The sequence below is a fragment of the Glutamicibacter sp. 0426 genome, assembly GCF_001906485.1.
Lineage (GTDB): Bacteria > Actinomycetota > Actinomycetes > Actinomycetales > Micrococcaceae > Glutamicibacter > Glutamicibacter nicotianae.
In genome coordinates this window covers 168,237-191,996 of sequence record NZ_MPBI01000002.1, presented here as the reverse complement: position 1 = coordinate 191,996, position 23,760 = coordinate 168,237, and the positions used below count along the sequence as shown (strand labels likewise).

At 66.1% G+C, this 23,760-nt stretch carries 25 protein-coding genes; 12 read left to right on the top strand and 13 right to left on the bottom strand.

Annotated elements, in window-relative coordinates:
• Positions 1 to 128 precede the first annotated feature (128 nt).
• Positions 129 to 1,244: a mannose-1-phosphate guanylyltransferase gene (locus tag BKX98_RS06415; RefSeq protein ID WP_073706594.1), complete on the bottom strand. Its 1,116-nt coding sequence runs from the start codon at positions 1,242 to 1,244 to the stop codon at positions 129 to 131.
• Between the two features lie 246 nt (positions 1,245 to 1,490).
• Here BKX98_RS06415 and sdhC point away from each other — a divergent pair, with 246 nt between their 5' ends.
• The 5 genes from sdhC (at position 1,491) to BKX98_RS06390 (ending at position 6,563) form a co-directional block, all read left to right on the top strand.
• The gene (gene sdhC, locus BKX98_RS06410) at positions 1,491 to 1,904 is read left to right on the top strand and encodes a succinate dehydrogenase, cytochrome b556 subunit (protein WP_369826774.1); all 414 of its coding nucleotides are present in this window, start codon (positions 1,491 to 1,493) and stop codon (positions 1,902 to 1,904) included.
• A gap of 3 nt (positions 1,905 to 1,907) precedes the next feature.
• Positions 1,908 to 2,351 carry a succinate dehydrogenase hydrophobic membrane anchor subunit gene (locus BKX98_RS06405; RefSeq protein ID WP_038989927.1) on the top strand — a complete coding sequence of 148 codons (444 nt, stop codon included), beginning with the start codon at positions 1,908 to 1,910 and terminating at the stop codon, positions 2,349 to 2,351.
• A gap of 61 nt (positions 2,352 to 2,412) precedes the next feature.
• Positions 2,413 to 4,200, top strand: coding sequence for a succinate dehydrogenase flavoprotein subunit (sdhA, locus tag BKX98_RS06400; RefSeq protein WP_066139884.1), 1,788 nt, complete (start codon positions 2,413 to 2,415; stop codon positions 4,198 to 4,200).
• Positions 4,200 to 4,982: a succinate dehydrogenase iron-sulfur subunit gene (locus BKX98_RS06395; protein ID WP_038989929.1), complete on the top strand. Its 783-nt coding sequence runs from the start codon at positions 4,200 to 4,202 to the stop codon at positions 4,980 to 4,982. Before sdhA ends, BKX98_RS06395 begins: the two co-directional genes overlap by 1 nt.
• 129 nt (positions 4,983 to 5,111) lie before the next feature.
• Positions 5,112 to 6,563, top strand: a complete 1,452-nt coding sequence (locus tag BKX98_RS06390) for a catalase (protein ID WP_073706833.1) — start codon at positions 5,112 to 5,114, stop codon at positions 6,561 to 6,563.
• A 55-nt stretch (positions 6,564 to 6,618) separates the two neighbouring features.
• On the opposite strand, the gene BKX98_RS06385 is transcribed toward BKX98_RS06390, so the two are convergent.
• The 5 genes from BKX98_RS06385 to BKX98_RS06365 form a co-directional block, all read right to left on the bottom strand.
• A complete protein-coding gene (locus BKX98_RS06385; protein ID WP_073706592.1) occupies positions 6,619 to 7,131 on the bottom strand; it encodes a 2'-5' RNA ligase family protein in 513 nt (170 codons plus the stop codon).
• Positions 7,132 to 7,139: 8 nt separating this feature from the next.
• On the bottom strand, positions 7,140 to 8,150 hold the full coding sequence (gene trpS, locus BKX98_RS06380; RefSeq protein WP_073706591.1) for a tryptophan--tRNA ligase: 1,011 nt from the start codon (positions 8,148 to 8,150) through the stop codon (positions 7,140 to 7,142).
• Between the two features lie 9 nt (positions 8,151 to 8,159).
• The gene (locus BKX98_RS06375; RefSeq protein WP_073706590.1) at positions 8,160 to 9,002 is read right to left on the bottom strand and encodes an exodeoxyribonuclease III; all 843 of its coding nucleotides are present in this window, start codon (positions 9,000 to 9,002) and stop codon (positions 8,160 to 8,162) included.
• Positions 9,003 to 9,101: 99 nt separating this feature from the next.
• Entirely contained in the window at positions 9,102 to 9,599 is a 498-nt protein-coding gene (locus BKX98_RS06370; RefSeq protein WP_038989932.1) for a hypothetical protein, read from the bottom strand.
• Between the two features lie 69 nt (positions 9,600 to 9,668).
• The gene (locus BKX98_RS06365) at positions 9,669 to 10,466 is read right to left on the bottom strand and encodes a GAP family protein (RefSeq protein WP_158024671.1); all 798 of its coding nucleotides are present in this window, start codon (positions 10,464 to 10,466) and stop codon (positions 9,669 to 9,671) included.
• Between the two features lie 109 nt (positions 10,467 to 10,575).
• On the opposite strand from BKX98_RS06365, the gene BKX98_RS06360 reads away from it, so the two are divergent.
• Both BKX98_RS06360 and BKX98_RS06355 read left to right on the top strand, forming a co-directional pair.
• A complete protein-coding gene (locus tag BKX98_RS06360) occupies positions 10,576 to 11,730 on the top strand; it encodes a sensor histidine kinase (RefSeq protein ID WP_073706588.1) in 1,155 nt (384 codons plus the stop codon).
• Positions 11,727 to 12,383, top strand: a complete 657-nt coding sequence (locus BKX98_RS06355) for a response regulator transcription factor (RefSeq protein ID WP_073706587.1) — start codon at positions 11,727 to 11,729, stop codon at positions 12,381 to 12,383. Before BKX98_RS06360 ends, BKX98_RS06355 begins: the two co-directional genes overlap by 4 nt.
• On the opposite strand, the gene BKX98_RS06350 is transcribed toward BKX98_RS06355, so the two are convergent.
• Positions 12,331 to 12,687, bottom strand: a complete 357-nt coding sequence (locus tag BKX98_RS06350) for a VOC family protein (RefSeq protein WP_022874880.1) — start codon at positions 12,685 to 12,687, stop codon at positions 12,331 to 12,333. The genes BKX98_RS06355 and BKX98_RS06350 overlap by 53 nt on opposite strands.
• A 32-nt stretch (positions 12,688 to 12,719) precedes the next feature.
• Complete coding sequence (locus BKX98_RS06345; protein WP_073706586.1) at positions 12,720 to 13,619, bottom strand: LysR family transcriptional regulator; 900 nt, start codon at positions 13,617 to 13,619, stop codon at positions 12,720 to 12,722.
• A 129-nt stretch (positions 13,620 to 13,748) separates the two neighbouring features.
• On the opposite strand from BKX98_RS06345, the gene BKX98_RS06340 reads away from it, so the two are divergent.
• Positions 13,749 to 15,137, top strand: a complete 1,389-nt coding sequence (locus tag BKX98_RS06340) for an MFS transporter (protein ID WP_073706585.1) — start codon at positions 13,749 to 13,751, stop codon at positions 15,135 to 15,137.
• Between the two features lie 90 nt (positions 15,138 to 15,227).
• On the opposite strand, the gene BKX98_RS06335 is transcribed toward BKX98_RS06340, so the two are convergent.
• From BKX98_RS06335 to BKX98_RS06320, 4 genes are all read right to left on the bottom strand, one after another.
• Positions 15,228 to 15,470 (bottom strand): SHOCT domain-containing protein, encoded by a 243-nt coding sequence (locus tag BKX98_RS06335; RefSeq protein ID WP_143181046.1) that lies wholly within the window; start codon positions 15,468 to 15,470, stop codon positions 15,228 to 15,230.
• A gap of 128 nt (positions 15,471 to 15,598) precedes the next feature.
• Positions 15,599 to 16,306, bottom strand: a complete 708-nt coding sequence (locus BKX98_RS06330) for a response regulator transcription factor (RefSeq protein ID WP_073706584.1) — start codon at positions 16,304 to 16,306, stop codon at positions 15,599 to 15,601.
• Positions 16,303 to 17,421, bottom strand: coding sequence for a sensor histidine kinase (locus tag BKX98_RS06325; protein ID WP_073706583.1), 1,119 nt, complete (start codon positions 17,419 to 17,421; stop codon positions 16,303 to 16,305). Before BKX98_RS06325 ends, BKX98_RS06330 begins: the two co-directional genes overlap by 4 nt.
• 80 nt (positions 17,422 to 17,501) lie before the next feature.
• Positions 17,502 to 18,413 carry a LysR substrate-binding domain-containing protein gene (locus BKX98_RS06320; protein WP_158024670.1) on the bottom strand — a complete coding sequence of 304 codons (912 nt, stop codon included), beginning with the start codon at positions 18,411 to 18,413 and terminating at the stop codon, positions 17,502 to 17,504.
• A gap of 105 nt (positions 18,414 to 18,518) precedes the next feature.
• Here BKX98_RS06320 and BKX98_RS06315 point away from each other — a divergent pair, with 105 nt between their 5' ends.
• The 4 genes from BKX98_RS06315 to BKX98_RS06300 are packed head-to-tail and all read left to right on the top strand — an operon-like array spanning position 18,519 to position 22,787.
• On the top strand, positions 18,519 to 19,781 hold the full coding sequence (locus BKX98_RS06315; protein ID WP_083586662.1) for a cytochrome P450: 1,263 nt from the start codon (positions 18,519 to 18,521) through the stop codon (positions 19,779 to 19,781).
• 28 nt (positions 19,782 to 19,809) lie between these two features.
• Complete coding sequence (locus BKX98_RS06310; protein ID WP_073706582.1) at positions 19,810 to 20,133, top strand: 2Fe-2S iron-sulfur cluster-binding protein; 324 nt, start codon at positions 19,810 to 19,812, stop codon at positions 20,131 to 20,133.
• Between the two features lies 1 nt (position 20,134).
• On the top strand, positions 20,135 to 21,352 hold the full coding sequence (locus BKX98_RS06305) for an NAD(P)/FAD-dependent oxidoreductase (RefSeq protein ID WP_073706581.1): 1,218 nt from the start codon (positions 20,135 to 20,137) through the stop codon (positions 21,350 to 21,352).
• A 46-nt stretch (positions 21,353 to 21,398) separates the two neighbouring features.
• A complete protein-coding gene (locus BKX98_RS06300; protein WP_073706580.1) occupies positions 21,399 to 22,787 on the top strand; it encodes an MFS transporter in 1,389 nt (462 codons plus the stop codon).
• Positions 22,788 to 22,842: 55 nt separating this feature from the next.
• Here the strand turns inward: BKX98_RS06300 and BKX98_RS06295 are convergent, their stop codons facing one another.
• Positions 22,843 to 23,703 (bottom strand): bifunctional methylenetetrahydrofolate dehydrogenase/methenyltetrahydrofolate cyclohydrolase, encoded by an 861-nt coding sequence (locus BKX98_RS06295; protein ID WP_073706579.1) that lies wholly within the window; start codon positions 23,701 to 23,703, stop codon positions 22,843 to 22,845.
• Between the last annotated feature and the right edge of the window lie 57 nt (positions 23,704 to 23,760).

Sequence of the window (23,760 nt, the reverse complement as noted above, 5' to 3'; positions counted from 1 at the left end):
CGGCAAGGGCGCCAAAGCACCGCAGGGCAAAACCCCACCTAGAATGCCATATCTGCGCAGGTCAAAGGAAGTCCCAGCAAATACCCGGCAGTAACATCCCGTGCTCCCCCAGCAGGGGCGAAGCTGTGCTAGAGCACCTCGGTGGCGCCGTCGGCCTTGAGCTGCTCCACGGTCTGCTTGACCTTCTGCGCATGCTCCTTGGTGGTCACCAGCAACGCATCGGCGGTATCCACCACGACTACGTCCTCGATGCCCACCAGCGCCACCACGCGCGGGCGGTCCGAATAGACGACGCCGGTCGCGCTGTCCGCGTACACGCGCACCGATTCGCCACCCAGGTTGATGATGCCCTGATCGGCACTGGCCTTGTTCAGCCGGCCGATCGCGGCGAAATCGCCCACGTCATCCCAGTTGAACACCCCTGGAATCACCGCGACATCTCCAGCTTCAGCAGCCGGCTCGGCCACCGCATAGTCGATGGCGGTCTTGGGCAGATCGGCCCAGACCTCGCGCATCACTTCTTCGCGCTGCCCGGTCTCCCACGCATCGGCGATCTTCATCAGCCCGGCATGCAGCGCCGGCTCGTTGGCTTCCAGGTGCTCGAGCATCAGGCTCACCGGTGCGACGAACATCCCGGCATTCCACAGGAACCCGCCGGAGGCCAGGTACTTGCGGGCGGTGTCCTCATCGGGCTTCTCCACGAACTGCACCACCCCGCGCGCCGAGGGCGCGTTGGGCACCTGCAGCGGCTCGCCGGTCTGTATGTAGCCGAAGCCGGTGGACGGGTGCGTCGGGTGGATGCCGATGGTCACGATCTTGCCGGTGGCGGCGGTGTGGATCGCTTCGCTCAGCGCTGCTTGGAACACCTCGACCGGCTCGATGACCTGGTCCGCGGCGAAGGAGCCCATGATGATGCTCGGGTCGCGGCGGTACAGGATGGCGGCGGCCAGGCCGATGGCGGCGGCCGAGTCGCGCGGCTCCGGCTCGAGGACCAGGTCCTCGTCGCAGAGCTCGGGCAGCTGGGAGACGACAGCTCCGCGGTGCGCACGCCCGGTGACCACCATGATGCGTTCGCCGGCCAGCGGGACCAGGCGGTCATAGGTGGCGCGGATCAGCGTGGAACCGGAGCCGGTCAGATCGTGCAAAAACTTCGGAGCGGAGGCCCTGGACAGCGGCCACAATCGGGTGCCGACGCCGCCGGCGGGGATCACGCCGTGGAATCGGGCTAATAGGTCTGCATTCACGCATTCCAGACTAATTCATTCGGTGGATAATCCCGTCCATTGAAACCTGTGCAACAAATTAAATACGAAACCCTCCCATGAGGTATTACGGGCGGAATATCGGCCTTTTAGCGCATAATTACCCCTTTTCGGTGAACATGCTCACAGGAACAAGACACGAAATAGATCGGAGCTGGCTAAGTGGTTTAGACTCGCACAAGGAACGCTCGCACAAGTGCGTCAAATCTCATTGTGTGCAATATACACATGCGCCGTTGCGAGCCTTGGAGGTTTAGTTCAGTGTCGAAGACTTCGTCAGGCACCCTATACCGCGGCCATGAAGGCATGTGGTCCTGGGTGGGACACCGAGTCACCGGTGTCGTTATTTTTCTCTATCTGCTGGTGCACGTGCTCGATACGGCAATGGTCCGTGTCGATGCCGGCGCATACGACGCAATCATTAGCACCTACCAGACTCCGTGGATGGCACTTGGTGAAACCGGTCTGGTTGCAGCAATCCTCTTCCACGCATTCAACGGCCTGCGCTTGATCCTGGTCGACTTCTGGAAGCAGGGCACCAAGTACCAGCGCCAGATGCTCTGGGGCGTTCTGATCCTCTGGGTCATCGTCTTCGCAGGCTTCGCTATCCGTCACCTGTCGATCGCATTTGGGAGCCACTAAGCCATGAGCGTTTCTATTCCTGCTCCGCGCAGCCAGCGCATTGATCCAAAGTACAAGCGCGGACCGAAGTCCCGCGGCAGCTTCGAGATGCTGGCATGGCTGTTCATGCGCCTGTCCGGCGTCGTGCTGGTCATCCTGATCTTCGGCCACCTGTTCTCCAACCTGATGGTCGGCGAAGGCATCTCCGGCATCGGCTTCGGCTTCGTCGCCGGCAAGTGGGCCTCGCCGCTGTGGCAGTTCTGGGACCTGGCCATGCTCTGGCTGGCCATGCTGCACGGCACCAACGGCGTGCGCACCATCATCAACGACTACGCGGAGAAGCACGCAACCCGTGCATGGCTCAAGGGCATCCTCTACGTCGCAACGATCTTCATCATCGTGCTTGGCTCCCTGGTGATCTTCACCTTCGATCCATGCGTCACCGGCAGCACCCTGCCGCAGTGCTAAGTGGAACTCCCCTAGTTCCAACCAATAGCCACAAAGATTTTTAGAAAAGAGAGCATCAAGAATGCAGGTACATAAGTACGACGTAGTCATCGTCGGTGCCGGTGGTGCAGGAATGCGTGCAGCGATCGAATCCGGTCAGCGCGCACGCACCGCAGTGCTAACCAAGCTTTACCCAACCCGCTCGCACACCGGTGCGGCCCAGGGAGGCATGTGCGCAGCACTTGCCAACGTCGAGGAAGACAACTGGGAGTGGCACACCTTCGACACCATCAAGGGTGGCGACTACCTGGTTGACCAGGACGCAGCCGAGGTCATGGCGAAGGAAGCCATCGACGCCGTGCTGGACCTGGAGAAGATGGGCCTGCCGTTCAACCGCACCCCAGAGGGCAAGATCGACCAGCGCCGCTTCGGCGGACACACCCGCGATCATGGCAAGGCCGCCGTGCGCCGCGCTTGCTACGCAGCTGACCGCACCGGCCACATGATCCTGCAGACCCTGTACCAAAACTGCGTCAAGCACAACGTCGAGTTCTACAACGAGTACTACGTGCTGGACCTGCTGCTTGTCGAGGAGGATGCCTACCGCGAGGACGGCACCGCCTACAAGCAGAAGCGCGTTGCCGGCGTCGTGTCCTACGACCTGGCTACCGGCGAACTGCACGTCTTCCAGGCCAAGTCGGTCATCTTCGCCTCGGGCGGCGCCGGCAAGGTCTTCAAGACCACCTCGAACGCGCACACCCTGACCGGTGACGGCATGGGCATCGCCTTCCGCGCAGGCCTGCCGCTGGAGGATATGGAGTTCTTCCAGTTCCACCCAACGGGCCTGGCCGGCCTGGGCATCCTGCTCACCGAGGGCGCCCGCGGCGAAGGCGCGATCCTGCGCAACTCGGATGGCGAACGCTTCATGGAGCGCTACGCACCGACCATCAAGGACTTGGCCCCACGCGACATCGTCGCCCGCGCCATGGCCAACGAAGTGCGCGAAGGCCGCGGCTGCGGTCCGAACAAGGACTACGTGCTGCTGGATTTGACCCACCTGGAACCAGAGCACATCGAATCCAAGCTGCCGGACATCACCGAATTCGCCCGCACCTACCTGGGTGTGGAGCCATTCACCGATCCGGTTCCGGTCTACCCGACCGCGCACTACGCCATGGGCGGCGTGCCAACCAACATCAACACCGAAGTGCTGCAGGACAATGACACCGTCATTCCTGGCCTGTACGCTGCCGGCGAGGTCGCCTGCGTTTCGGTGCACGGCTCCAACCGCCTGGGCACCAACTCGCTGCTGGACATCAACGTGTTCGGCAAGCGCGCTGGCGTGGCAGCTGCCGAGTACTCCAAGACCGCCGACTTCGTCGAGCTGCCTCAGAACCCGGAAGCCTTCGTGTCCGCACAGCTTGAAGGCGTGCTGAACGGCACCGGCACCGAGCGTGTCGCCGAGCTGCGCTCGATCCTGCAGGAGACCATGGACGCCAACGTCCAGGTGTTCCGCGACGAGCGTTCGCTGAAGGAAGCGCGCGACGTGATCGAGGATCTGCGCCGCCGCTACAAGAACATCAGCATCCAGGACAAGGGCAAGCGCTTCAACCTGGATCTGCTCGAAGCCGTCGAGCTGGGCTTCCTGCTCGACTTGGCCGAGGTCATCACCGTTGCCGCATTGCACCGCAAGGAATCCCGCGGCGGCCACTACCGCGAGGACTACCCAGACCGCGACGATGAGAACTTCATGAAGCACTCGATGTCCTACCGCGACGCAGAAGCCGTCACCGAGGACATCAAGGGCATCCGCATGGAGACCAAGCCAGTGGTCTTTACCCGTTACCAGCCAATGGAGCGTAAGTACTAATGAGCACCGAACTGCCAGAACCACCGTCAAAGATCGAGCTGAAGCCAGGCGTCGGCGGCGGCGGAGAAGTTCCAAGCTTCGACATCACCCTGCGCGTTCGCCGCTACCTGCCAGAGGCTACCGCAGACGCATACTGGGAAGATTTCAAGCTGACCATGTACGGCACCGACCGCGTGCTGGACGCCCTGCACAAGGTCAAGTGGGACCACGACGGCACCCTGTCCTTCCGCCGTTCCTGCGCCCACGGCGTGTGCGGTTCCGATGCCATGCGCATCAACGGCCGCAACCGCCTGGCCTGCAAGACCCTGCTCAAGGACCTGGACACCTCCAAGCCGATCACCGTTGAAGCCATCAAGGGCCTGCCCCTTGAAAAGGACCTCATCGTCGACATGGAACCGTTCTTCCAGTCCTACCGCGAGATCATGCCATTCCTGATCTCCAAGGGCCACGAGCCAACCAAGGAACGCTACCAGTCCGCCGAGGACCGCGAGCGCTTCGACGACACCACCAAGTGCATCCTGTGCGCTGCGTGCACCAGCTCGTGCCCGGTCTTCTGGACCGATGGCCAGTACTTCGGCCCGGCAGCGATCGTCAACGCGCACCGCTTCATCTTCGACTCGCGCGATGATGCCGGCGACATGCGCCTGGAGATCCTGAACGACAAGGAAGGCGTGTGGCGCTGCCGCACCACCTTCAACTGCTCCGAAGCATGCCCACGCGGCATCCAGGTGACCAAGGCCATCGCCGAGGTCAAGCAGGCAATCCTGGCACGCACCGTCTAAGTGCCGGAATAGGCCCGAACCGCCCAGCGGTTCGGGCCTTTTTGCACCCCTTCAACTCCTGCGCGAGTCGTGGCATGATGGGCAGTACTCGCCCTTTTCCCAATGCACCACAACGCGCAGGAGCAAAACATGGCCAGTGAACCAACATCGACAACCCAGGCAGGCATCCCGGCAGCCAGCGACCGCAACTCGCTGACCGTGGGCCCCAACGGGCCGATCGTGCTGCACGACCACCACCTGATCGAGACCCTGCAGCATTTCAACCGGATGAACGTGCCCGAACGCCGCCCGCACGCCAAGGGGGCCGGTGCCTTCGGCGAATTCGAAACCACCGAGGACGTCTCGGCATACACCAAGGCCGCCCTGTTCCAGCCCGGGGTGAAAACCGAAACGCTGCTGCGCTTCTCCACCGTCGCCGGCGAGCTCGGCTCCCCCGACACCTGGCGCGATGTGCGCGGCTTCGCGCTGAAGTTCTACACCACCGAAGGCAATTTCGACCTGGTCGGCAACAACACCCCGGTGTTCTTCGTGCGCGACCCGATGAAGTTCCCGCACTTCATCCGCTCGCAGAAGCGGCTGCCCGATTCCGGGCTGCGCGACGGCACCATGCAGTGGGACTTCTGGACACAGAACCCCGAATCCGCCCACCAGGTCACCTACATCATGGGCCAGCGCGGCCTGCCCAAGACCTGGCGGGAGATGAACGGCTACGGCTCGCACACCTACATGTGGGTCAACGCGGCCGGCGAGAAATTCTGGGTCAAGTACCACTTCCTGAACAAGCAGTCCGAGAAGTTCGAGACCATGCGCGGTGCGCAGGCCGAGGAGCTGGCCGGGGCCGACGCCGACTTCCACCGCCGTGATTTGTTCGAGGCGATCAAGGCCGGCAACTTCCCGCAATGGGACCTGTACGTGCAGGTCATGCCATACGAGGAGGCGAAGACCTACCGCTTCAACCCCTTCGACCTGACCAAGGTCTGGTCCAAGAAGGACTATCCGCGCATCAAGGTCGGCACCCTGACGCTGAATAGGAACCCGGAGAACTTCTTCGCGCAGATCGAGCAGGCGGCCTTCTCGCCGGGGAACATGGTCCCGGGCATGGGGATGAGCCCGGACAAGATGCTGCTGGGCCGCAACTTCGCCTACGCGGACGCCCAGCGCTACCGCATCGGCACCAACTTCCAGCAGCTGCCGGTGAACAAGCCCAAGTGCCCGGTGCACTCGTACAACTTCGAAGGGAATATGACCTACGAGCACACCGGCGATCGCAGCGTCTACGCGCCGAACTCCTTCGGTGACTCGTGGAGCGATGAAACCGGGCCGGCGGAGAACTCCTTCGAATCCGACGGCGAGCTGGTCCGCGAGGCCTACACGCTGCGCAAGGACGACGGGGACTTCGTCCAGCCCGGCATCCTGGTCCGAGAAGTGATGGACGATGCCCAGCGCGCAGAGCTGGTCGAAACCGTCACCGGGGCGCTGGACGGGGTCATCGAACCGGTGCTGTCCAACGCGATCCAGTACTGGAAGAACATCGATGCGGACACCGGAGCGAGGATCGAAGCGAACGTGCGCGCCAAATAGCGCGCATGAAAAAACGCCAGCCGCATGGCTGGCGTTTTTTCATGCACGGGATGCGCTAGGACCCGAGCGCGATGTCCTCGCTGAAGTTCCACTCCCCGCCACGGGTATCGAACAGCTGGATGCGATCGGCGGTGAAGGACAGCCGCGTCCCGGCCAGCGCTGCCTGCGCGGCGTCCAATTGCTCCGCCGGCACGTTCTGCGCGATGGTCAGGTGCGGATGGTAGGCGAAGGCCGATTCGTGCCTCAGCGCGTCGCCCAGCAGCGCCCGGTGCAGCGCCCAGCACTCGTCCGCGCCGGTATCCAGCGGCAGGAACACGACGTCGCTGGCCGGCCGGAAGGTCTGCGCAGCACCGAGTTCGATGCCGAAGGGCTGCACCGCGGCGGCCACCCGGCGCACCTGCGCGGCCGCCTTCTCCCAGGAATTCAGGTAGGACCCGGATACCAGGGTGATATGCGGGGCGATCGGCGCGGTGGCCTCTCCCCCGTATTCCTGGCGCCACGCGCGCAGCGTCTCCCGGTGCGGCTGCGGCACCGGGATCACTACGCCCAGGGTGTACTCGAAGACCATTGGCTCAGCTAAATTCCCAGCGGCGGCAGGAAGCCGACCTTCTGGTAGACATCGGAGACGGTCTTGGAAGCGACTTCGCGGGCCTTGGCGGCACCGGCCAGCAGCAGCCGGTCCAGCTCCGCCGGGTCATCCAGCAGCTCCAGGGTGCGGGTGCGGATCGGGGCCAGGCGCTCCACGACGGCGTCGGCGACGGCCACCTTCAGGTGGCCGTACATCTTGCCCTCGAACTCTTCGACCAGCTGGGGCACATGCTTGCCGGTGACCGCGGCCAGGATGTCCAGCAGGTTCGAGACCCCTGGCTTCTCGGCCTTGTCGTAGGCCACCACGGAGCCGGCATCGGTCACCGCGGACTTGATGCGCTTGGCGATCAGCTTCGGCTCGTCGAGCACGTTGATCAGGCCGGCCGGTGACTCGGCGGACTTGGACATCTTCGAGGTCGGGTTCTGCAGGTCGTAGATGCGTGCGCCCTCCTTCGGGATGAACGCCTCGGGCACGGTGAAGGTCTCGCCGAAACGGTGGTTGAAGCGCTTGGCCAGATCGCGGGCCAGCTCCACATGCTGGCGCTGGTCATCGCCCACCGGAACGCCCTGCGGCTGGTAGAGCAGGATGTCCGCAGCCATCAGGATCGGGTAGGTGAACAGCCCGACGCTGGCGGCGTCCGCGCCGCCCTTGGCGGACTTGTCCTTGAACTGGGTCATGCGGCTGGCTTCGCCGAAGCCGGTGATGCAGTTCAGCACCCAGGCCAGCTGCGCGTGCTCGGGCACCTGCGACTGGACGAACAGGGTGGATTTGTCCAGGTCGATGCCGCCGGCGATGAACTGGGCAGCGGTCTTGCGGGTGCGGGCGCGCAGGTCCGCCGGATCCTGGGTCACGGTGATCGCGTGCATGTCCGGGATGAAGAAGAAGGCGTCGTGGTCGTCCTGGGTCTTGACCCAGTTGACCAGGGCGCCCAGGTAGTTGCCCAGATGCAGGGAGTCGCCCGAAGGCTGCATGCCCGAGAGAACGCGGGGCTTAGTCATGAAAATTCCTTAGAACTGGTAGTCGACGACCAGCGGTGCGTGGTCGGAGAAGCGCAAATCGTAGGCCGAGGCGCGGTCCACGTGGGACTTGATGGCCTTGCCGGCCAGCGCCGGGGTGGCCATGTGGTAGTCGATGCGCCAACCGGCGTCGTTGTCGAAGGCCTGCCCGCGGAAGGACCACCAGGTGTACGGTCCCTGCACATCGCCGGCCAGTTCGCGCGCCACATCCTTGTAGCCGATTTCCGGGCCGAAGAAGCCATCGAAGTAGGCGATTTCCTCGTCCATCACGCCGGCGCGCTTGTTGTGGTTCGGCTTCCAGTTCTTGATGTCCTTCTGCGTGTGCACGACGTTCAGATCGCCCACCACCAAAACGTGGTCCTTCTCGTTCTTCAGCTCCACCAGGCGCACGTTCATGCGCTGCAGGAAGCGGTACTTGTCCTCCTGCTTCTGGGTGCCCAGCTCGCCGGAGTGGACGTAGGCGGAGACCACGGTGAAGATCTCGCCGTTGACGTCGAAGTCGGCCTCCACCCAGCGGCCGGATTCGGCGAAGTAGTCCTCGCCGATGTGCTCGCGCACGGCGACCGGCTCGGTGCGCGAGAGCACTGCGACCCCGGCGCGGCCCTTGTCCTTGGCTTCGGCGTGCAGAATATGCCAACCCTCGCCGATCAGCTCGCGCAGGATCTTATCCGGTGCGCGCACTTCCTGCAGGCACAGGATGTCCACGTCGCGGGCGGCAATCCAGTCGGCCATATTGCGCTTGTAGGCGGCGCGGATGCCGTTGACGTTGACCGACGCGACGCGCAGCGCGCCGGCGTTCTTGTTGAGAATTTCCACACTGGTAGGTATCACCATTCCACCTTACAAAACTATGTGCCCTATTACGCGCTGATCTGGCCTGCGCCGGAATCCGCGCAACGAAAAAGGGCAACGCTTTCGCGTTGCCCGGATCGGTTAGTCGATGATTTCGCCGTCCATCGGCTTGGCCGGCTTGATCATGTCCCGCGCATTCGCCGCGGTCATCTGGATCGTCTCCAGCGCCCGGTCGATCATGCCCTCGTAGTCCTCGCCCTTCGCCTCGCGCTGCTCGGCGATCACCCGGGCTTGGACCTGGACGATCTTGAAGGAGTGGTCCAGCTTCATGTCGCGCTGGCTGGTGGATTCGTCGACGATCACCGAGCCTGACTGGGCGCGCGGGGTGGCCGCCGCGGTCGCTTCACGCAGCGAGCTGTTAAGCTTATCCGCGCCGCGCTTGAGGCCGAACATCATGAATGCGGCCAGCAGCAGCCAACCGGCGGAGATGACCACGACAAACCAGCCGACGATCTCATTGGAGTTGGCGGCGAAGACCACTGCCACCAGAAGGACGATGACCATGACGGCCATTGCCAGAGTTGATGCGTTCAGGGTGACTTTCTTGCCCTGCTTCGCGCTGCTGCCTAGAGGTTCCATGCCTCCAATTCTCGCACCATCACCCCGCTTCTAGCCAATTTCAACCCTGCCCTTTCGCCCACAGCGTGGCTAGCCGAACAGGCTGTGCAGGTCCTGCCCGGACAGGCTCGCGCGAATCAGCAGGTAGCCGGCGATGCCCACCACCCAGCCGAGGGTTTCCTGGGCGTAGACCGCGGCCTTGGCCCCCAGCTTCTGCATCCAGGCTTCGATGCGCGGCCCGGCCAGCGCACGCGCGCCCACCAGCGCCAGGGCGGGCACGATCATCACCAGGCAGTAGCCGATTAGCGCGAGCAGCTGCACGCTGGTGCCCCAGCCGGCGCCCTGCATCACCCCGACGGCCGCCAGGTAGGGAAGCATGGTGGGCAGTTCCAGCAGGCCGGCGACCAGCGCCAGTGCCACCAGCCCGGTGCGCGTATCCAGAGCGGTGCCCAGGCGTCCGCGCAGCCGCTTCGGCACCTGATCGGTGGCCTCCGTTGCTTCTGGGGCGTGGGCTGCGGATCCCCCGCCGCTATGCACCCCGCCGCTATGCGCGGCGGCTTTCTTCCGCGCACTGGCAGCCTTCTGCGCGTCGGTGCGGTAGGACAGCGCCCAGACGATCATCAGCGCGCCAACCGCCATGCCCGCCAGCCGGAAGAACCGGTGCTCGAAGATGCTGGGGTCGATGAGCAGCAGCCCGCTGCGCAGCAGCACCCCGATGACCCAGTAGAACCCGGCGATGACCATGAGGTAGGCCAGCACTTTGGCGATGGCCTCGCGGCGCCCGCGCAGCAGCAGCCACAGCGGGATGACCAGGGTGCCGATGCTGGTCGAGTCGATCAGCGCCAGGATGACCAGGGAAAGTTCGGGATTGCTCGTGATGATGTCCATGCTTTCCACTCTTCCGTGCCTTGCCGCAATGCGGTATCGGCCAGTGGTCTGCGCTTTCTCCTCCTTAAGGGGGATACCCGGCGGGCAGGGCGTCGGGGATGCTGGAAGCATGAACTTCATTCGGCGGATGGGCTGCGGCGACAAGGAGCCCGAGGTCGTCGGCACCTATCTGGTGCTGACCGTGATCCTGCACCTGTCCGGGCTGACCAACCCGCCGTGGGTCGCGATCGGCGGCTACGAGTGGATTGTGCTGCTGCTGATCGGCCTGGCCGCCGTGCTGGTGCGCCGCCGGTTCCTGCTCGCCAGCACGCTGATCGTGCTGCTGTGCGGCGCTGGCCTGCTGGCGGTGGGCAGCATCGGCGGGTATTTCCTGCTCTTCGAGTGCGTCTTCGGCCTGTTCCTGCTCGGCTCATCGAGGCTCCGGACGGCGGCCTTCGCGCTGCTGTGCCTGGCCGCCATCGTGCTGGGCATCGCCGCCTGGCTGGGCAGCGGTGATCCGCAACAGGTGGTGCTGAGCCTGTTCATGGCCGGCTTCATCCTGTTCACCCCGATGCTCTGGGCGCAGAATGTGCGCACCGCCAAGGACCTGGCCACCGCGGAGGCCCAGCGGGTGCAGGCGGTGCAGTCCGCGGCGGCGGCCCGCGAGGACCAGCTGGTCGCGGAGCACGAATTCTCGCGGGTCGAGGAGCGCACCGCCTTGGCCAGGGAGATGCATGACGTGCTGTCGGCGAGGTTCTCCTCGATCGCCCTGCTGTCCGGCGCGCTGCTGCCCTCGGCACCCGATGCGGTGCGCGCCCCGCTGCAGAGCATCCGCGACGAATCAGTGTCCGGGCTGGAGGACATGGCCGGCATGGTGCGGATGCTGCATTCTGGCGGGCCGGCGCTGCAGGCGCGGATCGAGGACCTGCCCGAGCTGGTCGCAGGGTTCGGCAGCCCGGTGCGCTGGGAGTACCGGGTGGCACGGCCGCAGCGCTTCTCGCCGGCGGTGCACACCGCTGCGCACCGCACGGTCGCCGAGCTGCTGGTCAACCATGCCAAGCATGCCCCGGGCACCGACCTGGAGCTGAGCGTCATCCAGGAGCGGAATCTGTCCATCACCGCGCGCAACGCCATGGGGCATGATGCCGGATCGTCCCCGGGCGCCGGAACCGGGCTGGAGAACATCAAGACCCGCGTCGCCGCGCTGGGCGGGCACGTCGAGGTGCGCAACGACGCGGATTTCGCGGTGCACGTCGAATTCCCTGAAACAACGGAGGAAGAATGAAAGTGCTGATCGTCGATGACCATGCCACCGTCCGCATGGGCATCCGGCTGGTGCTGCAGGCGGCCGATGACCTGGAGGTCGTCGGCGAGGCGGCGGACGGGCGCTCGGCCATTTCCATGGCCCGGGCCCTGTCCCCCGACGTGATCCTGATGGATCTGCGCATGCCGGTGCTCGATGGCATCGAGGCCACGAAGGCGCTGCACGAGAAGTACCGGGTCGTGGTGCTCACGACCTTCGATGATGACGAATACCTGTTCGGCGCGCTGCAGGCCGGCGCGCACGGGTTCTTGCTAAAGAGCGCGCAGCCGCAGGCGATCATCCTGGGCGTGCGGGCCGCCGCCCGCGGCGAATCGGTGCTGGATCCGCAGGTGACCGCCCGGATCCTGGCCCGGGCGCTGGCCGTTCCCGAGGCCGCGGCGTTGCCGGAGCTGACCGGCCGGGAGCGCGAGGTGCTGCAAGGCATCGGCGAGGGGCTGAGCAACCCGCAGCTGGCGCAGCGCCTGGGCATCGGGCAGAGCACCGTGAAGACGCACGTCTCCCAGGTGCTGGCCAAGCTCGGGGTGTCAACCAGGCTGCAGGCGGCGAGGATCGCCTACGGGGCTACCAGCTCACCAGGCAGAACGGGTGGTCCTGCGGATCCAGGTACACCCTGAAGGTCTTGGTGCCTTCGCCGGTGGCGCGGGCGCCCAGGTGCAGCACCTGCTCTTCGGCCAGGTCCAGGTCGGCGACCTTCACGTCGATATGCGCCTGCTGCGGGTGCACATGCCCCGGCCATTGCGGCGCCACATAGGGGCTGACCGCCTGGAAGGCGAGCGCAGGATGATCCGGGGCATCGCCAATGGAGACCCAGTCGGGCTCGTTGTCGATGCGCACCATTCCGAGGAGCTGTTCATAGAATCCGGCCAGTGCATCGGGGTCCTCGCAGTCGATGACCATGGCCTGCCATGTGCCAATCATGTGGCCATTATCCGCGCAGCTTTGCTCCGCGTCTACCAGGACTCAGCCATTGCGCAGGTGCAGTGGTCGATCAGCGCCTGCACGCGGGCCGGGATCTGCACCCCCTTGGGCGTGATCGCCACGACCGCATTCGGGTAGTTGGGCGCCTTCAGCTCGCGGAAGGCCAGCGGGCGGCCCTCGATGGAGACCTCGGCGTTGTTCGGGCGGCGCATGAGCAGCCCGTAGCCCAGGCCGCGGCCCACCATCGCGGCCACCAGGATCATCTGCGGGACCGAGGCGGTGATCTTCGGGACCAGGCCCTGGGAGGCGAAGAGCTGCATCTGGTGCTGGGTGCTCGGGTCGGACTCGTAGACGATCAGCGATTCGTCAACCAGGTCCGCCAGTTCCAGCGGGCGGTCGAGCTTGGCCAGCGGATGCTCGGGGTGCAGCACCACCTGCATCTCCGTCTGGTAGATCGGCTGCTTGTCCATGTCGGCGGGCAGCTGCAGGTCGTAGACGAAGGCGACGTCGATCTCGCCCTCGCGCAGCGCCGGCAGCAGCTCGTCGTGGGTGCCCACGCGCACATCGAGCTGCACCTCGGGATGGTCGAAGCCCTGGAGCGTGGCGGGGATCAGGTGCGGGGAGAGCGAGGCGAAGCAGCCGAAGCGCACCGGCCCGCGCAGCGCGCCCTCGGTTTGCGGAAATGTTGCGCGCAGCTCGCCGACCTCGGCGAGGATCTTGCGGGCCATCGCGGCGAAGTGCTGGCCGGAGGCGGTGAGCCGGATGCCGTGGGCCTTGCGGCGCAGGCACAGGGTCTCCCCGGCGAGCCTTTCGATCGCGGTGATGGCCTGCGACAAGGCGGATTCCGAAATCTTCAATTCGCTGGCCGCCGAACCCAGGGTGTCGTGGATGGGCAGTTCGGCCATGATTTCCAGATGCCGCATCGAATACATAAGCCAGCCTTCAAAAGTTTTGCAGATATTTGAAGTTTACCTTACCTATGAGGGGTGCCACACTGGAGTGACCCAAAACTCAACAGCCAGTGATCGGTGCCTCGATCGCGGCTCGCAAGGGAAGCACACATGACTTCATCAGCACACGCCGGAAAGGCCACGCAGCGCCGCGTAGCCTTCGCGACGGTCATCGGAACCACCGTTGAGTGGTACGACTTCTTCATCTACGCCACGGCGGCTGGCCTGGTCTTCAGCCAGCTGTTCTTCGAACCGGCAGGCCAGGACATCGCACTGCTGATCTCTTTCGCCTCGGTGGGCCTGTCCTTCCTCTTCCGTCCGCTGGGCGCGTTTTTGGCCGGGCACTTCGGCGACAAGATCGGCCGCCGCGCCATGCTGGTGCTCACCCTGGCCCTGATGGGTGCCTCCACCACGCTGATCGGCGTGCTCCCGACCTTCGAGACCGCTGGCCTGTGGGCACCGGTGCTGCTGTTGCTGCTGCGCATCCTGCAGGGCATCTCCGCCGGCGGCGAATGGGGCGGCGCGGTGCTGATGGCAGTGGAGCACGCTCCGGTCGACGGCCGCGGCCGTGCCGGTTCCTACCCGCAGGTCGGCGTGCCGCTGGGCATGCTGCTGGCCTCGGGCACCATGGCGCTGATGACCGGCGTGATCTCCCCCGGCGAGCAGTTCCTCGAATGGGGCTGGCGCATTCCGTTCCTGGTCTCGATCGTGCTGATCGCCGTGGGCTACTTCGTGCGCCGCTCGGTGGACGAGTCCCCGGTCTTCGAGGAGATCAACGAGCAGAAGGCGCAGACCGCTGTGCCGATCCTGGTGCTGTTCAAGAAGCACTGGCCACTGGTCATCATCGCGGCCCTGGTCTTCGCCGGCAACAACGCCGCCGGCTACATGACCACCGGCGGCTTCTTCCAGGCCTACACCACCGATCCCGAGGGCCCGGTGGGCCTGGAGCGCACCGATGTGCTGATCGCCGTGGCCTTCGGCGCCGCAGTCTGGCTGGTCATGACCCTGGTCGCCGGCTTCCTGGCCGACAAGATCGGGCGCAAGCGCACCTACCAGCTGGGCTTCATCATCCTCGCCGCTTCCCTGTTCCCGGTCTTCGCACTGGTGAACTCCGGCTCGCTGGCCCTGCTGTACGTGGCCTTCGGGCTGTTCTCCATCGGCCTGGGCCTGACCTACGGCCCGCAGGCGGCGCTGTACTCGGAGCTGTTCCCGGCGTCGGTCCGCTTCTCCGGTGTCTCGATCTCCTACGCGATCGGCGCGATCGTCGGCGGCGCGTTCGCTCCGACCATCGCCCAGGCGCTGGTGCAGGCCACCGGCGGCACCACCGCGGTGGCTGTCTACCTGCTGGTCGTCGTCGCGATTTCCTTCACCGCGGTGAGCATGATCCGCGACCGCTCGGGCATCGATCTGTCCTTCCGCAACCAGGCGGAGCAGGAAGTCGGCGCGCTGGTCTTCGACAAGCGCCGTGCCGATGCGGTGAAGGCGACCCAGGACGCCTAAGCACTACTGAGGACTAGTCCTCGACAAAGCCCGGTGGCCCGTTTTCGAACGGGCCACCGGGCTTTTCTGCTCCGGCTTTTTTCAGCGCGCCTATTTCAGCTTGGTGCGCAGCACCTCCAAGCGCTGGCGGTACTCGGTTTCGTCGATCTCGCCGCGGGCGTAGCGTTCGCGCAGCACCGATTCGGCGCCGGCCGCTGGCGTCAAATGCCGACGGCGGGCAGTGAAGATGATCAGGCCGATGAGCAGGATCCAGAAGATCGGGATCAGGATGAACCAGCCCGGGCCGTGCCCGTAATGCGCTGGCATGGCCGAGAGGATCAGTGCGGTAGTCATGATTGCTCCTTGCGTCGTTCGGGGCCTTGCTGCCCCATGACTCCACTCTCCCGCCCAGCGTGGGTTCGCGCGTCGGCCTGCGGAAGCCACTTGCCGTACTCCCTGCGCAGGCCCTGCGGCATACCGTCCTACTCCCTCGGGGCCCCCGGGGTGAGCAGCCCGGATTCGTAGGCGAGGACCACCAGCGAGGTGCGGTCGCGCACAGCGAGCTTGCCGATGATCCGCGAGACGTGGGTCTTGGCGGTGAGCGGGGTGATGAACAGCGCCGCGGCGATTTCCGCGTTGGTCTTGCCCAGTCCGATGTGCATCAGCACCTCACGTTCGCGCGCGGTCAGCTCCTGCAGCCGGTGGGCTTGGGGCAGCGTGGCCTGCGGGGTGCCGGAGGCGACCTGGGCCAGCAGCTTGCGGGTCACCGAGGGCGAAAGCAGCGAATCCCCGCCGGCCACCACGCGCACCGCCTCGATCAGCTGCGCCGGTTCGGTGTCCTTGACCAGGAACCCGCTGGCGCCGGCCCGGATCGAATCGATGATGTAGTCATCGAGTTCGAAGGTGGTCAGCATGATCACCCGGGTGTCCTGCAGCGCAGGATCTGCGGTGATGGCGGCGGCCGCGGCAATCCCGTCCCCGTGGGGCATGCGGATATCCATCAGCACGATGTCCGGTTTTGACTCGCGGGCAAGCTGCACCGCTTCGGTGCCGCTGCCGGCGGTGCCGAGCACCGCCATGTCCTCTTCGGCGGCCAGCAAGGCGCTGAATCCGGCGCGGATCAGCGACTGGTCATCGACAATGATCACGCCGATCTGCTGAGGCTCGGACGTCGGTGGCGGCTGGCTCATGAGGCCTCCTGGGGTGAGGGGATGCGCACGGTGATTGCGGTTCCGGGATGGGCAGCGCCGGCCAGGTTCGCCGGGCCGAGGGACACTGTTCCGCCGAGCTGCTGCACGCGTTCACGCAGTCCGCGCAGGCCGTTGCCTTCTTCGGCGGCGGCCATGCCGATGCCGTCGTCGGCAATGGTGACTTCTGCTTGCGTATCGTCCGCGGCGAAGGTGATGGCTGCCCGGGTGGCGTGCGCGTGGCGGACGATATTGGTCAGCGATTCCTGCACCGCCCGGTAGATGGTGTTCTCCGCGCGCTCATCCAGCCAGACCGGCAGCAAATCCGGCGCTTCGTATTTCACCGACAGCTCGCCGGAGGATACGCGGGACACCAGTTCAGGCAGCTGCGCGATGCGCTGGCTGGGGATCCGCGGCGCATCGTGGCGCAGCACCGAGAGCACCTCGCGCACCTCGGCGAGCGCATGGGAGGAACCGGACTTGATGTTGCCCAAAGCCTCGATGAGCTGATCCGGGTCGGGGTCCTTCTGCGCCAGATGCAAAGCCACCGAGGCCTGCACGTTGATCATGGACAGCGAGTGGGCCACCACGTCGTGGATGTCGCGGGCCAGCACCAGCCGTTCCTCGTCGCGTTCGTGCCGCCGGCGTTCGGCTTCGGCCTTGCGCCGGTCTTCGCGGCGGTTGCGCCCGGCCTTGGCGAGCTCGCCGATGAGCAGCAGCACCACCAGCCAGGCCAGCAGCAGGTAGATCCGCTGCTCTGCCAGCTGTGCTGCCAGCAGCCAGGCTCCGGCACCGAAGACAATGGCAGCGCCCCACGCCCACCAGCGGGCACCGGTTACCACGGCAATGACCAGGGCCACCAGCAGGCTGGCCAGGAAGGGCCCGAACGGGAACCCTGCGGCCAGGTAGGCCAGCGCGATGGCCGCGGCGCCGGCGGCCATGGGGCCCGGAGCCCGGCGGCGCAGCAGCAGCAAGGCCGGGCCGGCCAGCAGCAGCAGGATCGCCGCCAGCGGCAGGGTCCGGCCCTGGTGCATGGAGGCAAAGTGCGTGCCGGCGAGCTGGATCACCGCCACCGCGACGGGCAGGATGGCCAGCGGCGGGCGTCGACGGGTGCTCATGCGCTCGAGCTTACTCCGGGCGCTGGCCTTGGGGCATCGGCCGGCGGGAGTAGCCGTCTGCTCCCCCGGGAGTAGTCGGATCAGCGATCGGATGCCGTCGGCTGCAGTTCCAGCGCCAGCTCATGCATGGCGGTGGCCGCCTTGGACGGGGCGACCGCACGCGGGCGGGCCAGCGCAACGCGTACCGTGCGAGCCACCGGGTGGATCGGGCGCACCACCAGATCCAGGCCCTCGTATGAGACGTCGGCGGCCGGGCGCTGGACCAGCACCGCGTAGCCGAGCCCGCGGGCCACCATGGAGCGGGTGACCTCGAAGTCGGCGGTGCGGTAGAGGATCCACGGATCGACCCCGGCTGATTCGAACAGGTTCTGCGTGTGCTCGCGGCTCGGCGGGACATCCAGCAGGATCATCGGCTCGCCGGCCAGCCTCACCAGCGGCACCTTCGGCTCCTCGGCCAGCGGATGGCCCGCGGGCAGCAGCACGTAGGGTTCGGTGCGGAACAGTTCGGTGCGCTCGATGCCCTCGGGCAGGCCGAAGTCGTAGACGAAGGCGAGATCCAGTGTCCCGGCAGTCAGCATCTGGAAGATCTCCTGCTGCGTGCCGGCGAAGAAGTCGACCTCCACCTGCGCGTAGCGCTGCCCGTATTCGGCCAGCAGCTCGGGAAGCACCGTTGGCGCCAGCGAGGAGTAGCAGCCCACGCGCACCTTCCCGGCCAGCACCTCGCCAGCACCGCTGGCCATCTGCTCCAGGTCCCCGGAGGCCTGCAGGATTCCCTGCGCCTCGTCCAGCACGTAGCGCCCGGCGGGGGTCAGGCTCACGCCGTGGGCCTTGCGCCGGATGGTCAGCTGCGTATTCAGCACCCGTTCAAGCTCATTGAGTCCGCCGGTCACCGCGGAGGCTGACAGATTCAGCGACTGCGCGGCGGCGGTGATCGAGCCCAGCTGGCCCACGGCGGCCAGGCATTCGAGCTGGCGCAGCGTAAATTTCGGCACTATTCCTCGCTTACTCAGTGGATATTCCTCGAATATAACCATTTTACCCGTGGTTATGGCCTGCCTCACACTGGGAAATGAACAAGGAACCACTAAGGAGACAGCATGAGCACCGCCCCAGCGACCTGCCCCTTTACCGGCGCACAGGCCACCCCCGGCACCGCGCCAGTGCCGCACGCCAGCACCGAGTCCGCAGTCCGCGAGGCCCCGGTGGCCGACTGGGTGAAAATCGATGACCTGTACCGCGATCCATTCCCGATCTACCAGCGAATGCGCGCCGAAGCCCCGGTGCACTGGGTCCCGGCAGTGAACCGCTACATGGTGACCTCCTACGCCGCCTGCCACGAGATCGAGCAGGACGAAGCCCGCTTCTCCGCCAACGAGCGCAACTCGCTGATGAAGCGGTCCATGGGCCACTCGATGCTGCGCAAGGACAACCCGGAGCACCAGGTGGACCGCGACTCCTACGGCGCGACGCTGCGCCCGGGCACCATCAAGAAGCACTGGAACGGGATCTTCGCGCAGAACAACGAGAAGTACCTGGGCGAGCTGCTCGCCAAGGGCCCGGGCGCGGACTTCGTCTGGGACTACGCAGCCCCCTACACCGCGGAGAACCTGCGGCTGATCTGCGGCTTCCACAACGCCACCCAGCAGGACATGCAGCGCTGGAGCCAGACCATGATCGACGGCACCGGCAACTACGCCGATGACCCCGAGGTCTGGGCCAAGGCCGAGGCCTCCTCGGCGGAGGTCGACGCCGCCATCGACGAGATGCTCCCGTATCTAGCGAAGAACCCGGACCACTCGCTGCTTTCCAACCTGGCCTCCATGCCGATCCCGCTGGAAGGCATCCGCGCCAACCTGAAGATGACCATCGGCGGCGGGCTGAACGAGCCGCGCGACGTGCTGGCCACCACCGTCTGGGCGCTGCTGCAGAACCCCGAACAATTGCAAGCGGTACGCCAGGACCCTGCGCTGTTCCCCAAGGCCTTCGAGGAATCGGTGCGCTGGGTCGCTCCGATCGGCATGTACCCGCGGGAAACCACCCAGGAACTGGTGCTTGAAGGCATCAGCCTGCCGGCCGGTGCACGCCTCGGCGTGGTGCTCGGAGCCGCCAACCGCGACCCGTTGGTCTTCGAGGACCCCGAAACGTTCAACATCTTCCGCGAGAAGAAGCCGCACCTGGCCTTCGGCGGCGGCGTGCACTTCTGCGCCGGCACCTGGATCGCCCGCGCCCAGGTGGCCCAAGTGGCCCTGCCGGCGATCTTCGAGAAGCTGCCCAACCTGCGACTGGATCCGGCCACCGCCAGCATCGATGCCGGCTGGGTCTTCCGCGGCATGACCAAAATGCCGGTCCTCTGGGACTAAGCATCACTCAACTTCTAAGGAGCCTTCCATGCCTACCATCACCTTTGAACAGCCCAACGGCACCGCCACCGACGTCGAGGTCGCCGAGGGCGGCAACATCATGCGCGCCGCCGTCGCCAATAACATCGCCGGAATCGTCGGCGAATGCGGCGGCCAGGCCATGTGCGCCACCTGCCACGTCTATGTGAACCCCGAGGATGCAGCTAGCCTTCCGGAACTCTCGGAAGACGAGGACGAAATGCTCGACTGCACCACCGCAGAGCGTACCGAGAACAGCCGACTGGGCTGCCAGGTGTCCCTGGGCGGCACGCTGCAGTCCATCCGCGTGGCCGTGCCTTCCGAACAGGTGTGAGATGAACGAGAGCATCCTGATCATCGGCGCCGGCCACGCCGGCGTGCAGCTGGCCGAATCGCTGCGCGAGCACGGCCATGCCGGGACCATCACCCTGGTCGACCAGGGCGGGCAGCAGCCCTACCAGCGCCCTCCGCTGTCCAAGGACTTCGTGTCGGCCCAGGAGCCCGAAGCGCTGCCGCTGCGCTCGGAGGACTTCTACGCCCAGCAGCGCATCGAACTGCTGACCGGTGTGCGCGCCACAGCGGTTGACCGCGCCGCACGCATCGTGACCCTGTCCGACGGGCAGCAACGCGGCTATGACCGGCTCGTCTTCGCCACCGGCGCACGCAACCGGGTGCTGTCCTGCCCCGGTGCCGAGGACTCGCGGGTCATCGGGCTTCGCACGCTGCAGGATGCGGAAAACCTGCGCCGGCAACTTACCGGCGCCCAGCGGGTCGTCGTGGCCGGCGCCGGCTTCATCGGCCTGGAGTTCGCGGCGGCGGCCCGGACCCGCGGCATCGATGCCACGGTGCTGCACTCTGCTCCCCGGGTGCTGAACCGCTCGGTCTCCCGCCAGCTCTCGGACTGGTTCACCCAGGCGCATCGCGCAGACGGCATCGACCTGCGCTTGGGCGAAGGCGTGCAGTCCATCGACGCGCACGAGGATTTGCTGGTGCAGTCCACCGCCGGGGAAATCTACCGTGCGGACCTGGTGGTCTACGGCATCGGCGTGCTGCCCAACGTGGAGCTGGCCGAAGCATCGGGTTTGGCCTGCGAGAACGGCATCCTGGTGGATGCCGCGCTGCGCACCAGCGATGAGCGCGTCTACGCGCTCGGCGACTGCGCCAATGCCGAGCGCGACGGCACGCGGGTGCGGCTGGAATCGGTGCAGAATGCCGCGGACCAGGCGCGCAGCCTGGCCCGCACGCTGTGCGGCGAGCCCACGCTGTACTCGGAAGTCCCCTGGTTCTGGAGCATCCAGGGCCGCCACCGGCTGCAGATCGCCGGGCTGGCCCAGCCCACCGGCAGCAGCATGCTGCTGGGCGACCCGGGCAGCGGAAAATTCTCCATCGCCCAGCTGCGCGACGGCCAGCTGGTAGCGGTGGAATCCCTCAACCGGCCCGCCGACCACGCGGCCGCGCGCAAGCTGCTGGCCCGCGGCGAGCGCATCACCGAAGCCATGCTCGCCGGAGCATCCCTGAAGGAACTGGCCAACGCCACACCGGTCGCGGCCTAGAACGCGCACTCCTACCTAATTACTCCCATCCCAATGAGGTCAGCTCATGAACACACCCACAGCACGCCCCGGCACCAGCCAGCGGCGCGTCGCCTTCGCCACCGTCATCGGCACCACCATCGAGTGGTACGACTTCTTCATCTACGCCACCGCGGCGGGGCTGATCTTCGCCCAGCTGTTCTTCGAGCCGGCTGGCTCGCAGATCGGCCTGCTGCTTTCCTTTGCCAGCGTCGGCATTTCCTTCCTCTTCCGCCCGCTGGGAGCGTTCCTGGCCGGGCACTACGGGGACAAGATCGGCCGGCGTGCCATGCTGGTGCTCACCCTGGCGCTGATGGGTGCCTCCACCACGCTGATCGGCGTGCTGCCCACCTATGAGACCGCGGGCGTGCTGGCCCCGATCCTGCTGCTGCTCTTGCGCATCATCCAGGGCATCTCCGCCGGCGGCGAATGGGGCGGCGCGGTGCTGATGGCCGTGGAGCATGCCCCGAAGGGCCGCCGGGCGCGGGCCGGCGCCTACCCGCAGCTCGGCGTTCCGCTGGGCATGCTGCTGGCCTCGGGAATGATGGCGCTGATGACCGGCGTGATCTCGCCCGGCGAGCAGTTCGTGGCGTGGGGCTGGCGCGTGCCGTTCCTGCTCAGCTTCGTGCTGATCGTGGTGGGCTACTTCATCCGCCGCTCGGTGGATGAATCCCCGGTCTTCGAGGAGATCGCGCAGAAGAAGGCGCAGACCCGCGTGCCCATCGTGGTGCTGTTCAAGAAGCACTGGCTGCTGGTGCTGATTGCCGCGCTGATCTTCGCCGGCAACAATGCCGCCGGCTACATGACCACCGGAGGATTCCTGCAGGCCTACATGACCGATCCTGCGGGGCCGGTGGGCTTCACCCGCACCGAAGTGCTGCTGGCGGTCTCCTTCGGCGCGGTCATGTGGTTCGCCTTCACCCTGCTCTCCGGGGTCGTGGCAGACAGGATCGGGCGCAAGCGCACCTACCAGATCGGCTTCATCAGCCAGCTGCTGTGCATCTTCCCGCTGTTCTGGCTGGTCAGCACCGCCAGCCTGCCGCTGCTCTACGTGGCGTTCGCGCTATTCGCCATTGGGCTGGGCTTCTCCTACGGACCGCAGGCGGCACTGTACTCCGAGCTGTTCCCGGCCTCGGTGCGCTTCTCCGGGGTTTCCATCTCCTACGCCTTCGGCGCGATCCTTGGCGGCGCGTTCGCCCCGATGATCGCCACCGCGCTGGTGCAGGCTACCGGCGGGACCACGGCGGTCGGCTGGTACCTGTTCGCGCTCACCGCGGTGTCGCTGGCGGCGGTCAGTCTGGTGCGTGATCGCAGCGGCATCGACCTCGGCATCGGCAACCAGGCCGAGCAGGAAGTCGGAGCCCTGGTCTTCGACAAGCGCAAAGTTGCGCAGCCCGTGGCCCAGGACGCGCTGTAAGGCCTGTAGGGATCAAAAAACCGGCAGCCCGCTTGGGCTGCCGGTTTTCTTGCGTCTACTTCGCGGCGTTGCGCTCGGCGGCTTCGACCACGTTGTTCAGCAGCATTGCGCGGGTCATCGGGCCCACGCCGCCCGGGTTGGGCGAAACCCAGCTGGCGGTCTCGTACAGCGCTGGATCGATATCTCCGGTGACCTTGCCGTCCACGCGGGAGACGCCCACGTCCAGCAGGATCGCTCCGGGCTTGGCGGTCTTGATCATGTGGGCCGAACCGGCGGCGGCGATGACCACATCGGCCTGCGCCAGCAGCTCGTCCAGGTTGGTGGTGCCGGTGTGCGCCAGGGTCACGGTGGCATTGATGCTGCGGCGGGTCAGCAGCAAGCCGACCGGGCGGCCAATGGTCACGCCACGGCCGACCACCAGCACATGCTTGCCGTTCAGGTCGATGTCGTGGCGGGCCAGCAGGTCCACGCAGCCCAGCGGGGTGCACGGCAGCGGGGAGGTCATCGGGCGGTTGACGTTGGCAACCAGGCGGCCGAGGTTCATCGGGTGCAGGCCGTCGGCGTCCTTGGCCGGGTCCATGGCTTCGAGGATGACGTCCTGGTCGATGTGCTTGGGCAGCGGCAGCTGGACAATGTAGCCGGTGCAAGCCGGGTTCTCGTTCAGCTCCTTGACCTTGGCCAGCAGCTCGTCCTGGGTGGTTTCCTCGGGCAGGTCCACGCGGATGGATTCGATGCCCACCTCGGCGCAGTCCTTGTGCTTGCCGCCGACGTACCAGGCCGAGCCAGGGTCATTGCCGACCAGGATGGTGCCCAGTCCGGTGGTGTGCCCGGCAGCCTTGAGCGCGGCAACGCGTTCGGCCAGTTCCTGCTTGATAGCGGCCGCGGTGGCCTTGCCGTCGAGAATGCGTGCGCTCACGCGTATCCTTCCGTAGGTGCCCTGTTCAGGCGGATGGCATGCAAACCCAGGCGCGCG